At 35.6% G+C, this 12,044-nt stretch carries 13 protein-coding genes; 10 read left to right on the top strand and 3 right to left on the bottom strand.

Features of this window, described 5'->3' with window-relative positions; translation table 11 throughout:
* Positions 1-28 precede the first annotated feature (28 nt).
* The 7 genes from PZ898_RS10370 to PZ898_RS10340 all read left to right on the top strand — a co-directional run bounded on the left by PZ898_RS10370 (position 29) and on the right by PZ898_RS10340 (position 7,582).
* On the top strand, positions 29-2,023 hold the full coding sequence (locus tag PZ898_RS10370; RefSeq protein WP_062673845.1) for a KUP/HAK/KT family potassium transporter: 1,995 nt from the start codon (positions 29-31) through the stop codon (positions 2,021-2,023).
* A gap of 65 nt (positions 2,024-2,088) precedes the next feature.
* Positions 2,089-2,562: a transcriptional repressor gene (locus tag PZ898_RS10365; protein WP_002976876.1), complete on the top strand. Its 474-nt coding sequence runs from the start codon at positions 2,089-2,091 to the stop codon at positions 2,560-2,562.
* Positions 2,563-2,565: 3 nt separating this feature from the next.
* Positions 2,566-4,305 (top strand): OstA-like protein, encoded by a 1,740-nt coding sequence (locus tag PZ898_RS10360; protein WP_062673847.1) that lies wholly within the window; start codon positions 2,566-2,568, stop codon positions 4,303-4,305.
* Positions 4,306-4,318: 13 nt separating this feature from the next.
* The gene (locus PZ898_RS10355) at positions 4,319-4,909 is read left to right on the top strand and encodes a hypothetical protein (protein WP_131797507.1); all 591 of its coding nucleotides are present in this window, start codon (positions 4,319-4,321) and stop codon (positions 4,907-4,909) included.
* Positions 4,910-4,937: 28 nt separating this feature from the next.
* Entirely contained in the window at positions 4,938-6,113 is a 1,176-nt protein-coding gene (locus tag PZ898_RS10350; protein ID WP_277695602.1) for an aspartate aminotransferase family protein, read from the top strand.
* Between the two features lie 188 nt (positions 6,114-6,301).
* Positions 6,302-6,688, top strand: coding sequence for an START-like domain-containing protein (locus tag PZ898_RS10345; protein WP_034696870.1), 387 nt, complete (start codon positions 6,302-6,304; stop codon positions 6,686-6,688).
* A 78-nt stretch (positions 6,689-6,766) separates the two neighbouring features.
* Positions 6,767-7,582: an aminotransferase class IV gene (locus PZ898_RS10340; protein ID WP_216443953.1), complete on the top strand. Its 816-nt coding sequence runs from the start codon at positions 6,767-6,769 to the stop codon at positions 7,580-7,582.
* A gap of 84 nt (positions 7,583-7,666) precedes the next feature.
* Here the strand turns inward: PZ898_RS10340 and PZ898_RS10335 are convergent, their stop codons facing one another.
* Entirely contained in the window at positions 7,667-8,248 is a 582-nt protein-coding gene (locus PZ898_RS10335) for an N-acetylmuramoyl-L-alanine amidase (protein ID WP_062673854.1), read from the bottom strand.
* Positions 8,249-8,351: 103 nt separating this feature from the next.
* Positions 8,352-8,900 carry a YqgE/AlgH family protein gene (locus PZ898_RS10330; protein WP_062673856.1) on the bottom strand — a complete coding sequence of 183 codons (549 nt, stop codon included), beginning with the start codon at positions 8,898-8,900 and terminating at the stop codon, positions 8,352-8,354.
* A 24-nt stretch (positions 8,901-8,924) separates the two neighbouring features.
* Here PZ898_RS10330 and pdxH point away from each other — a divergent pair, with 24 nt between their 5' ends.
* Positions 8,925-9,566, top strand: coding sequence for a pyridoxamine 5'-phosphate oxidase (gene pdxH, locus PZ898_RS10325; protein ID WP_062673858.1), 642 nt, complete (start codon positions 8,925-8,927; stop codon positions 9,564-9,566).
* 241 nt (positions 9,567-9,807) lie between these two features.
* Here the strand turns inward: pdxH and PZ898_RS10320 are convergent, their stop codons facing one another.
* Entirely contained in the window at positions 9,808-10,098 is a 291-nt protein-coding gene (locus PZ898_RS10320; protein WP_002976900.1) for an HU family DNA-binding protein, read from the bottom strand.
* 399 nt (positions 10,099-10,497) lie between these two features.
* Here PZ898_RS10320 and panD point away from each other — a divergent pair, with 399 nt between their 5' ends.
* Entirely contained in the window at positions 10,498-10,848 is a 351-nt protein-coding gene (panD, locus tag PZ898_RS10315) for an aspartate 1-decarboxylase (RefSeq protein ID WP_002976902.1), read from the top strand.
* 3 nt (positions 10,849-10,851) lie between these two features.
* Positions 10,852-11,880, top strand: coding sequence for a lysylphosphatidylglycerol synthase transmembrane domain-containing protein (locus PZ898_RS10310; protein ID WP_062673859.1), 1,029 nt, complete (start codon positions 10,852-10,854; stop codon positions 11,878-11,880).
* The last annotated feature ends 164 nt before the right edge of the window (positions 11,881-12,044 follow it).

The raw sequence follows: 12,044 nt of genomic DNA, 5'->3' as shown, positions 1-12,044 counted from the left end.
TTGCGCCTTTAAAATAAATTAAGCTGATATGGCAGAAGTTACAGAAGATGGCTACCACTTCGACATAAAGAAACTTTCCTTCATAGGAGTTTTAGTGTCTCTAGGAATTGTTTTTGGAGATATTGGTACCTCTCCGCTTTACGTAATGAAAGCAATTGTGAATGCAAGATCCCAAGGGAGCAATATGCCTTTCAATGAATACATAGAAGGTGCTCTTTCCTGTATTATCTGGACCCTTACCCTGCAGACCACGATAAAATATGTGATCATTGCTTTGAGAGCAGATAACAAAGGTGAAGGGGGTATCCTTGCTTTGTTTTCACTGGTAAGAAACCTTAAAAAAGGATGGTTGTACCTCATTGCAATCATTGGTGCTGCAGCCCTTATTGCAGACGGAGTCATTACACCATCACTGACGGTAATGTCAGCTATTGAAGGTCTTGAAATTTATAACCCACATACTCCTGTCGTGCCTATCACCATTGGAATACTGATTGCCATTTTTGTGGTGCAGCAGTTTGGAACCAGTTTTATCGGAAAATTTTTTGGTCCTGTAATGGTGGTTTGGTTCCTGGTATTAGGAGGACTGGGAGTAATGCATTTGAGTGAAAATTTTGAGATTTTAAGATCTTTCAACCCTTATTACGCTTATAAACTTATTGCCAACTCTCCAAGTGCTATTGTTATTTTAGGAGCTGTTTTCCTTTGTACAACCGGAGCAGAAGCATTGTATTCTGATTTAGGGCACTGTGGCGCAAAAAACATCAGAATAAGCTGGGCATTCGTTAAGATTATGCTTATTCTGAATTATCTTGGACAAGGAGCATGGCTTTTAACCAATTATAACAAACCTGGGTTTTCTGTAGTGAATCCTTTCTTTGGAATCATGGAAGAATGGATGATCATCCCGGGAGTAATTTTAGCAACAGCAGCAGCAATTATTGCCAGTCAGGCGTTAATTACCGGTTCTTTCACCATATTTTCAGAAGCAATGTCTCTTAACCTTTGGCCTAATCAGAAAATTGATTATCCTTCCGGAGTAAAAGGACAGATGTATATCCCAAGAATCAACTGGGGACTTCTTATCCTGTGTATCATTGTTGTGCTTCACTTCAGAGAATCAGGAAAAATGGAAGCCGCTTACGGACTTTCCATTACGGTGACCATGCTGATGACAACCGTTCTGTTGGTCTTCTGGCTCCTGAAACACAGAGTAAGCAAAGTCTTGATTCTGGTTTTCGCAATGGTTTATATGGCAATCGAATTAGGTTTCTTCAGTGCCAACATTATCAAATTCATGGAAGGTGGATGGATCACCGTTGTTTTGGCTGGTTCTATCGGAATTTCTATGTATGCATGGTATAACGGAAGACTGATCAAAACAAGATTTATCCAGTTTGTGAAAATAGAAAAATATGTGTCTATTCTTAAAGACATGAAACTGGACGAAACTATTCCGAAATATGCTACCAATCTGGCTTATCTGAGCAGAGCTAAAAGAAATGATGAAGTGGAATCTAAAATTATTTATTCCATCATCAAAAAACAACCGAAAAGAGCAGATCATTACTTCATCCTGAGCATTGTAAACCAGGAAGATCCATATACTTTCAGATATACTGTAGACGAGATCCTTCCGGGAACCGTATATAAAATCAATTTCCTTTTAGGATTTAAAGTAGACCGAAGAATCAACGATTATTTCAATATGGTCCTTAAAGATCTAATGGCAGACGGAACCATTCCTTCAAGAAGCAGCCACCCATCTTTAAGAGCTCATGATATACCACCGGATCTTAAATATGTGATCATAGATAACACCTATATCAACGATATCCTTTTAACTGTTAAACAGAAGATTACTCTTAACATTTACAATTTTGTTAAGTATATCGGAAGTGACGACTTTAAGGCTTGGGGAGTCTCTTCGCATAACGTTGAAGTAGAATCTGCACCGATCACAGAATTAACAGTTTATGATAATAAGATCGAGCAGTCCGGGTATTTCCGCCACAACTCGTAGCCACTCGTATTTAACCATACTATCTATTTAAATAAAATTCAATAAATTTGTAGATAATTTTTTTAATGGATACAATACAAAAAGAAAAGAATATAGCTTTGATCAAGGATGTTTTGAGAAACTACTTATTAGAAAAAGGGTTCAGAAACACACCTGAAAGATATACAATATTGGAAGAGATTTATAATATGGATCATCACTTTAATGTTGATGATCTGTATCTTCTCATGATGCAGAAAAAATATCATGTTTCCAAAGCAACCATTTACAACACGATTGAAATTTTCCTTGATGCAGGTTTAATCCGTAAGCATCAATTCGGAGAAAAGACATTAACTTCTTCGTCTTATGAAAAGTCTTATTTTGACAAACAGCATGACCACCTGGTGATCTACAAAAAAGACTCTGATAAAGAAATTGAAGAAATTATTGAATTCTGTGACCCAAGAATTCAAGGAATCAAAGAAGCCATTGAAGAAGCATTTGGCGTAAAAATTGATTCTCATTCGCTATATTTCTATGGCACTAAGAATGACTAATTAATGAGAATAGCCCTTTTTCTGTTACTCTTTATTTCTACGCTCAACTTTGCGCAGGATAAAACCCCTGTGAAGAGAGATCCTTATTTGCAGGCTCCTTCACCGGCTCAGCCCAAGCAGGTGAGACCTGAAGATAAAGTAAAGATCATCCATGCGGACGAGATCAAGAAAAGCCCTGAAAAATACGACGGGAATCAATACTTTACCGGAAATGTTCAGATAGAACACCAAGGCTCCATTCTTACAGCAGATGAAGTTGTTCTGTATAATGAAGAGAACTTTGTAAAAGCAATAGGTAATACAAGGCTTCAAAATACCGACGGTTCTGTGATCACAGCAGGAGAAATGGAATATGATGCCAATACCCAGAAAGGTGTTGCCAGAAAAAATGTGGTTTTAACAGATCCGAAGCAAACCATTAAAACAGATATTCTGTATTATGACAGGCTGGCTAATCAGGCTTATTTTAACACAGGAGGGACAATTTCTGACGGGCAGAATGTAACCTACGCCAAAGTAGGAACCTATTTTCTCAATACAAGAGTGGTAGATCTTACTGGGAATGTAAAAATTGAAACCCCGCAGTATACTATAGAAGGACCCAACATCAAACAGAATCAGAACACAAAAATTGCTGATTTTCTAGGTCCTACAACCATTACCAGCAAAACCAATCCAAGAAACAGAATCTACACCGAAAAAGGAACTTATAAAATGGATTCCAAGGAGGCTTTTCTAACCAAAAACTCCAGAATCTATTATAATGAGAAAATTCTTACCGGTGATGATATGTACTATAATCAAATCTCAGGATTCGGTAAGGCAACAGGAAATGTAACTCTTGATGATCCTATAGAAAAAAGATATATAAAAGGAGGTTACGGAGAAATTTTTGAGAAAAAAGACTCTGCCATGATGACTAAAAGTCCGTATGCTGTAAAAGTGATGGAAAAAGACTCCATTTATTTCGCTGCAGAAAAAATTATCTCCTATCAAAGACCGGATACAGTAGATATCAAAGTGAAGAAAAGCTATCTGAGAGCTTTTAAAAAAGCCCGTATCTATAAATCCAATGCACAGGGAAGAGCAGATTCCATTGCTTTCAATGAAACAGACGGAATCATGCATATGTATACCAATCCGATTCTTTGGAGCGGTGAAAAGCAGGTTACCGGAGATAAAGTAGAAGCTTATTTCAATACTAAAACAGAAGATATTGACTCCTTAAAAGTAATCGGAAATGCCTTTGCCATAAGTAAAGTTGACTCACTTACCCTGAAAGATGAGTTCAATCAGGTGAAAGGAAAATTCATGACGGTATACTATGAGAAAAATGCGATTAAAGAAGCAAGAGTCGTTGGAAATGCCCAGTCTATCGTGTATGTTGATGATACTGATCAGGAAACCAAAAAACCGGAAAGAATAGGGATTACATTATCAACCTGCGGAATTATCGGAGCATTGTTTGAAGAAAGAGCACTTCAGATTATTTCATGCAGTATTGGAGCTGCTTCCGATACTTATCCTATGAGTATGATAGAACCTTCGAAAAGAAAATTCCCGGATTTTAACTGGAATACCAAAGACAGAATCAGGAAATGGCAGGATATCCTTGTAGATACTCCAAATAACGAAGAAATACAATATACAGCTGATAGTGAGCTATTCGATAAAGCGCAGAAAGCAATTGACGACGAAAAAGCTAAAGAAGAAGCTAAAAAACCAAAGAGAGTAAGAAAATAGAAAACAAGTAGGTATGAAAAAAATTCTGTTACTGTTATTATTTTTCCCATTGATGTTTTTTTCCCAAGATTTACAACCAGGTGAATTTGTATGGAGTAAAGAACGAAAATTACAGAAAGAGGATTATAAATTGATTACCCATGATGATCGTATTTCAATCAGATCAGCAATCAACTTTTCTTATCAGTTAAGGGGATTTAATGCACTAAGTAATAATTTTAATAAAAAGATTATCAATAAATTTTCCAGCAGTGCTTCATCAATAAATCCTGATTCTCGCAATATTCCGGCTATGATAGAATATCAGCAGGTCAATTTTGATTTAGCCGAAGTATATGCCCGAAAAATGCGTAAAGACCTTCTTATTCATAAAAATACGCTGTGGAAAGGTTTTACTTATGCCAATGAAATGTTTAATAATCTGACAGCTGAATATACAAAAGCTCAGGCCCTGATAGACAATGAAACCAATTATGGCCTCAATACTCAGAAGCTGCAGGACTGGAAACAGAAAATTCAGAATGAACTTGATGAACTTTCTGATTTTGATTACAACAATACATCTAAAATAAAAATAAAAAAAGATTCTAAAGAAGAGAACTGATTTAGACTTTCATAACATATTTATGGAAATGCATAAAGATTTTTTTATATATCAGGCTCAAACCACCAAATTTGCTGCCGGTTTTGAAGTTGAAAAAGCAGTAGGAAGCTACATTTATGGTACAGACGGAAAAAGATATCTTGACTTTGTAGCAGGAGTTTCTGCTAATACTTTGGGACACTCGCACCCTAAAATAGTGGATGCCATTAAAGAGCAGGCCGATAAATATCTTCACGTAATGGTTTACGGAGAATATGCACAGGAAAAACCAATCGCATTATGCAGACTGCTTGCAGAAGCCACTCCGGATCCTCTGGAGGTTACTTACCTTGTGAATAGCGGTGCAGAAGCTATCGATGGAAGCTTAAAGCTGGCTAAAAGATATACGGGAAGAGAAGAAATAGTTTCCTTTAAAAATTCTTACCATGGAAATACTCATGGGGCTTTAAGTGTTTCCGGAAATGAAACTCACAAGAGAGAATTCCGTCCTTTACTACCAATGGTGTCTTTCATTGAGTTTAACAATGAAGATGACTTTGATAAAATTACGGAGAAGACTGCTTGTGTTATTCTTGAGACCATTCAGGGAGCAGCAGGCTTTCTGGTTCCAAATAACGACTATCTGATCAAATTAAAAAGAAGATGTGAAGAAGTAGGAGCACTTTTAATTCTGGACGAAATACAGCCCGGATTTGGAAGAACAGGGAAGTTATTCTCTTTTGAACATTTTGGAATTGTTCCGGATATTCTGGTGATGGGAAAAGGAATGGGTGGTGGAGTTCCTGTAGGAGCTTTTATGAGTTCCAGAGAAATTATGGAAACGCTTTCACATTCTCCTAAATTGGGCCACATTACTACTTTTGGAGGAAATCCACTCATTGCAGCGGCAAGTTATGCAACATTGAAAGAAGTGCTGGAAAGCGGTTTAATGAATGAAGTTGAGGAAAAAGAGAAATTGTTCAGAGAACTTTTGGTTCATCCTAAAATTAAAAATATCAACGGTAAAGGGTTGATGCTTGCCGTGAACTTAGGAACTCCTGAATATACGCTGGAAGTAGCTAAAAAATGTATGGAAAAAGGGCTGATTGTTTTCTGGCAGCTGTACAGAAATGAATACCTGAGAATCTCTCCGCCGCTTACATTATCTCTGGACGAAATCCGGGAAGGATGCCAGATTATTCTTGATATACTGAATGAAAATTAAAGATAAAATCTCTCTGTAAATGAGAGATTTTTTTATGTTTTGCATGGTAATTTTTAGCTTTAAAACCTGACATCACAGAGATTTAAATCCAGTGATAAATATCATACAGATTCTATAAAAAAGTAATTGTTTTTTTGCGTAATAAAAAAATTAATTTATATATTGCGGGACGATAAAACAAAGATTATATGGCGAAACATAAAGTCCATTACGAATTTCCAATGCACTGTTTATCAGAGATTTTATATGAATATCTGGCGACTGCAGAGGGATTGTCTGAATGGTTTGCGGATGAGGTAACAGAGAAAGGCGATGATTTCTTTTTTAGCTGGGGTGGAGGACCTGCTGAGAAGGCCACTTTGATCAGATATAAGCCTGAAGGTTTCGTGCGTTTCAGATGGGAAGAAGATGAAGGAACAAAAAATTTCTTTGAAATGACTATCACTATCGATGATATTACAGAAGATCTTGCTTTAAATATTACTGATTTCTGTGAAGAAGGTGATGAAGAGGAAAATGCAATGTATTGGGAAAATCTTATCGAAAACCTGAGAATAAAACTAGGTGCGGCATAATACCGGGCTATATGAAATGATAAAACTGATGAACGATTTATCGTTCATTATTTTTTTGTAAATAAATCATATCAAAAATTGGAAAATCAATATTTTACATCAGACGAGTTAAGTGTAAAGAACAGAGCTTTTCTTTGGGGAGACTCAGTAAAAGTATCTTTCTTTGTAAGAAATGGTGGATTGATCATGGACGAAGAATGCTATTTTTTCCTGATGGCTTCCATGAGAAAGATGAGACTGAATATTCCTTTAACTTACACCCTGGAGTTTTTCCAGAACCTTTTTCAAAAAGAAATCATTGAAGGTAAAGGAGTCAAGAACGGAATTATCAATTTCCAGGTGTTCAGAAATAATGATGGAGTGACCTTGGCAAAATCTTCAGTTTCCTATTTTTACGAAGTAACGGAAATGGCGGATGTGCTTGCAGTTCATCAAAGACCTTTGGAATTGGATTTGATTAAAGAAATTAACGTTAATAACAATCTTTTGAGCAATATCAGGGTTCACTGTCCGGAAAATATTTACGGAGTGATCTATGCCCAGGAAAATGACCTTGATGACGTGATTCTTCTGAATCCAAACAAAAGAATAGCGCGCACCACTGCAGGAAATCTTCTCTTTTTGGAAGGTGACGTGATCAAAGTACCCAAACAGACAGAAGGAGCTTACATTTCTCCTTTGATGGAAAACTTTGTTACTTTTTTACATAAAAATAATCTTGCTGATATTCAGGAACACGAGATTATCGCATTTGAATCTCAGAAAGCTGAAGAAATTTTAATGATTTCAGACGAGAAAGGTATATTTTCTGTAGGTAAGATAAGAAACAAGACTTTTGAAACTTCCCGTTTCTCTGAACTGGTAGAAAGCTGGAAGAAAAGTTTTAATTCATAAAAATTGACAAACCCGGTAAACAACAAAGTTCCAGAAGTCCTTTACCGGGTTTTATTCTGAGTAAATCAGAAATTGTTTTTTTATTTAATATTCGTTGATAATCTCAACAAATTTTTGTGCGATTTCTTTCTGCCCTTTTTCACTGGTAATATAATTCCTGTTGTCAGAATTATTGATGAAGCCAAGTTCTACCAATACAGCAGGTGCTTTGGTTTCTCTCAGCATATGAAGATTGCTCTCCGATATTTTTCGGGCATTGAATTTCTTATAGATTTTTCCAGCTAATTCCTTTGAAACATCAGAATTTTGAACGTACACTTCAAATCCGTTGTCAGATCTTTCTTTTTCAGGAGAGCTGTTCACGTGAAGGGAAATAACCATTTCAGGGTTTAGCTTGTTGATCAGATCTGTTCTTTCTGCAAGAGTAGGATAACTGTCTGAATCCCTTGTTAAAATAACTTCATATTGATTCTGGCTTTCATTGATCTTCCGGATTTCCTTAGCAACGCTTAATGCAATATTTTTTTCCAGAATTTCACCATAAGTTGCTCCAAAATCATTTCCGCCATGTCCGGCATCGATGACAATATATTTTTTGTTGATAGGAGTAAATGATAAAAAAGCTGTAGAAAATATTGATAAAGCAAGTAATGTAATACCTTTCATATCAGTGATTTTAGTTTTTCAAAGAACGGAAAAACTTTCTTTAAAATTGGTTAAAAGAATCTTAAAGTTTGTTAATTATCAGAGTAATGCGAAAAATATACTTTTAGTTCAGTGAAATATCTTCTGGCGAATTGGCCCAGAGAAGAAATTCTCCTCCAAGATTCTGCATGATAGATTTCCAGAGTGTCTGATCGTTGGGAAGTGTATAATCAAGATTATAAACATCCACTACAGTCCACATTTTCCTCTGAACTTCACTATCCAGCTGATTAGGAGACCACCCGGAATATCCTGAAAATATTTTGATATGATTAATATCCAGTTCACTGCTTAAAACCGCATTAATAATACGTTCAATATCTTCTGTAAGATAGTATTCATCAGTGATGTCTGTATAGATCTCAGTAACTCTTTTACCTTTTACAATGAAGAATACTTTGTCGTTTTCTACAGGCCCTCCATCATAAACCTCAATTTTAAAGTCAAAAAAATCTTTGAATTTGCTACTCATCTGGCTATTCTTTTTATTCAATATCAAACCAAATGCACCACTTTCATTATGTTCAATAACCAATACTACCGATCTTGAAAAAATATCGCCGGAAATGTCAGGGGTCGAGATTAATATTTTACCTTTGTATGAGTGATTCATACTCAAATTTAATAAAAAATATTTATGGAAAACCTGCACGACAAAAGAAAAGTGTACGAGAAATCCCAACTTATTGAAAGTGAGATAAAACAAAATCCAATTGAGCAGTTCAGAGACTGGTTTTTGGAAGCCAATGAGAGTCCGATGATCTCAGAAGCTAATGCTATGGCGGTTTCTACCGTAGAAGAAGATGGGTGTCCAAGAACAAGAATGGTGCTTCTTAAAGCATATACCCATGAGGGGTTTATTTTTTATACCAATTATAACAGCAGAAAAGGAAAAGCAATAGAAAGCAATCATAAAGCCTGCCTGCATTTTTTCTGGCCTAATCTTGAAAGGCAGATCATTATCAAGGCTGATCTTGAAAAGGTAGCAGAAAATCTTAGCGATGGTTATTTCCATTCCAGGCCAAAAGGAAGTCAGCTTGGCGCTGTGGTCTCTCCGCAAAGCCAGGAGATTCCTAATAGAGAATTTCTGGAAGATAAGTTAAAAGAGCTGGAAAAGGAGTTTGAACATACGGAAGTGCCAAGACCTGCCAATTGGGGCGGATATCTTGCCAGACCCTATGAAATTGAATTCTGGCAGGGAAGACCCAATCGTCTTCATGACAGGATTATTTATGAGCTTAAAGACCTTGACTGGAAAATTTCAAGATTGGCTCCGTAATGGAAAAATAAGAGGTTAAAAACTAGATGATGCGTTATATTTTAATGCATGTCATGATCGGTTTATCAATAGAAGCGGGCTTTAGCCCGCTTATTTTATTGGGTCTGATAATACCGGCTTTAGCCAAAACTTAATAATTATAAACCAGTTAAATCTTCTTAACGGTTGGATTTCCTATCACAATTTGACATAAAAAAAGCTGTTTCTAAGAAACAGCCTTGAATTTTTGTAATCTGAATGATTATTTTTTCTTAGCACCTGAAACTGCATTTGATAAATCAGCTCCAGCTTTGAATTTAGCAACTTTTTTAGCAGCAATTTTGATTGGTTTTTTAGTTGCAGGGTTAATACCTTGTCTAGCCGCTCTCTCAGCTACTGAGAAAGTACCGAAACCTACTAAAGAAACTTTTCCGTCTTTTTTCTTTAAAGTAGTTGTAACGTTACCAATGAAAGATTCTAAAGCAGCTTTTGCTGCAACTTTAGTGATACCTGCATCTTTTGCGATTGCGTCGATTAATTCAGACTTGTTCATAATTTTTAATATTAAAGTTAGTTCGTAATTATAGCAAATATAGTACTATTTTCTAATTGTGCAATTTTTTTATTAAAACTTGTAAAATTTTTTTGCTTTTCACTGAAATCAGTTAAAATATGATAATTCCACTTTTCACAGAAAATCTACGTTACAGGTTACTAAAATCATGCCAAATGCTTATGTGTATTGACTTTAGCAAAAAGTTAATATTATTTTTCGTATTTATTAAATCCTAAATTGTGTATAAACAATTAATTTTTTTGACCATATGATTGTTAAATCTATAAGTAATTTTTAAATTTCTTATGTTTTGTGAAATTAAACCCCTGTGTTTGTGGGAGTTTTAAAATGATAATAAAGACCTGTTTTATTAATTTTTATTAATAAATTTGCAGCATGTTAATAGAAGTTTTCAAGTCTAAGATTCATAGGGTGAGAGTAACTGCCTCTGACCTTAATTATATAGGGAGTATAACGATCGATGAAGATCTTATAGAAGCTGCCGGTCTGGTAGTGGGAGAAAGAGTCTATATCGTGAATGTGAACAACGGAGAACGTTTTGATACCTACGTGATCAAAGGGAAAAGAAAATCAGGAGAAGTGTGTCTGAATGGTCCCGCAGCAAGAAAAGTACAGAAAGATGATATTATCATCATTATTGCTTATGCTCAGATGACTCCGGAGGAAGCAAAAGATTTCCAGCCGAAGATCGTTTTCCCGGATGAAAAAACAAACCTTCTTACGTAGTACATGGAGAAAACATCAAAAAGTCCGGTAAAATCAATACTTACAATAGTAATATCGCTTGCTTTTGCAGGCTTTTTTTTATGGCTTGCCTTAAGAGGGCTGGATTTTAAAGTCATTCAAAAATCACTGGCAAAAGCTAATTATATCTGGGTATTGTTTGCTTCTGTATTTGGTCTTCTGGCTTACTGGTTCAGGGCAATCCGCTGGAATCTGATGCTGGAGCCGATGGGACACAGAATTTCCAATTCCAATGCGCTTTGGTCTATCTCATTTGGTTATCTGATGAACCTTACGATTCCCAGAAGTGGCGAAGTAGCAAGGGCAACCGCTTTATATGGGGTGGAAAAAGTACCTGTAGATAAATCTTTTGGAACTATTATTCTGGAAAGAGTAGTAGACCTGATCTGTATGCTTGGTTTCTTAGGACTGACATTATTGTTCAAATATGATGCAATTCTGTCATTCTATAAAAACTCAGGAGTCAATATCAATCCTACTAAAATAATATTCATCCTTTCCATTCTGGTAATAGGAACAGTCTTATTTTTTGTATTTAGAAAGAAACTGGCAGAAGTTCCGTTTTTAGGAAAAGTGGTTAGCTTTATTGACGGGATTTTTCAGGGGATAACTTCCATCTTTAAATTAAAAGAAAAAGGGAAATTCATTCTTTATACATTAGGAATCTGGATTTGCTATTATTTAGCAGCTTATCTGGTATGCTTTGCCCTTCCTGAAACTTCAGCATTTACCTTTGCAGATGGATTTTTCATTATTGTAGTGGGAACACTGGGAATGATTATTCCTGCCAGTGGAGGAATCGGAGCGTATAACCTTGCCATGAAGTATGGTTTTATGGCTCTTTTCATCTCAGTAGGAAAAAGTGCAGATTTTGGAGGTGAAATGGGACTTACCTATTCCTTTATTTCTTTACCGTTGCAGATTGTGATTATGCTGGTGATGGGATTAATTTCCATTCCTATGCTGGCCAAAGCAAGAAATGCTGCTGTTTCAGATAAAGAATTTGAAAATTAATTCAATACATTTTTTATATAATGCAAGGTTCAATTTTTTAATTGGACCTTTTTTTATGAGCATTTTTGTGATTTAAAGAGTTTAAAATTAAGCGGTATGGAACATTTTTTCATCAATAAATTTGGTCAATTCGTAAATCACTTCTATCTTAATGCAAAAAATAA

It is taken from the genome of Chryseobacterium sp. WX, from assembly GCF_029542485.1.
GTDB lineage: Bacteria > Bacteroidota > Bacteroidia > Flavobacteriales > Weeksellaceae > Chryseobacterium > Chryseobacterium cucumeris.
Note: the sequence above shows the minus strand (reverse complement) of the source record. Positions and strands in the feature narration are given on the sequence as shown.

Excerpts from the sequence above, each read along its gene's own strand:
- PZ898_RS10310 (WP_062673859.1), top strand. The coding sequence starts at position 10,852 with ATGGAGAAAACATCAAAAAGTCCGGTAAAATCAATACTTACAATAGTA.
- PZ898_RS10370 (WP_062673845.1), top strand. The coding sequence starts at position 29 with ATGGCAGAAGTTACAGAAGATGGCTACCACTTCGACATAAAGAAACTT.
- PZ898_RS10330 (WP_062673856.1), bottom strand. The coding sequence starts at position 8,900 with ATGAATCACTCATACAAAGGTAAAATATTAATCTCGACCCCTGACATT.
- panD (WP_002976902.1), top strand. The coding sequence starts at position 10,498 with ATGTTAATAGAAGTTTTCAAGTCTAAGATTCATAGGGTGAGAGTAACT.
- PZ898_RS10320 (WP_002976900.1), bottom strand. The coding sequence starts at position 10,098 with ATGAACAAGTCTGAATTAATCGACGCAATCGCAAAAGATGCAGGTATC.
- PZ898_RS10355 (WP_131797507.1), top strand. The coding sequence starts at position 4,319 with ATGAAAAAAATTCTGTTACTGTTATTATTTTTCCCATTGATGTTTTTT.
- PZ898_RS10335 (WP_062673854.1), bottom strand. The coding sequence starts at position 8,248 with ATGAAAGGTATTACATTACTTGCTTTATCAATATTTTCTACAGCTTTT.
- PZ898_RS10360 (WP_062673847.1), top strand. The coding sequence starts at position 2,566 with ATGAGAATAGCCCTTTTTCTGTTACTCTTTATTTCTACGCTCAACTTT.
- PZ898_RS10350 (WP_277695602.1), top strand. The coding sequence starts at position 4,938 with ATGCATAAAGATTTTTTTATATATCAGGCTCAAACCACCAAATTTGCT.
- PZ898_RS10365 (WP_002976876.1), top strand. The coding sequence starts at position 2,089 with ATGGATACAATACAAAAAGAAAAGAATATAGCTTTGATCAAGGATGTT.
- PZ898_RS10345 (WP_034696870.1), top strand. The coding sequence starts at position 6,302 with ATGGCGAAACATAAAGTCCATTACGAATTTCCAATGCACTGTTTATCA.
- pdxH (WP_062673858.1), top strand. The coding sequence starts at position 8,925 with ATGGAAAACCTGCACGACAAAAGAAAAGTGTACGAGAAATCCCAACTT.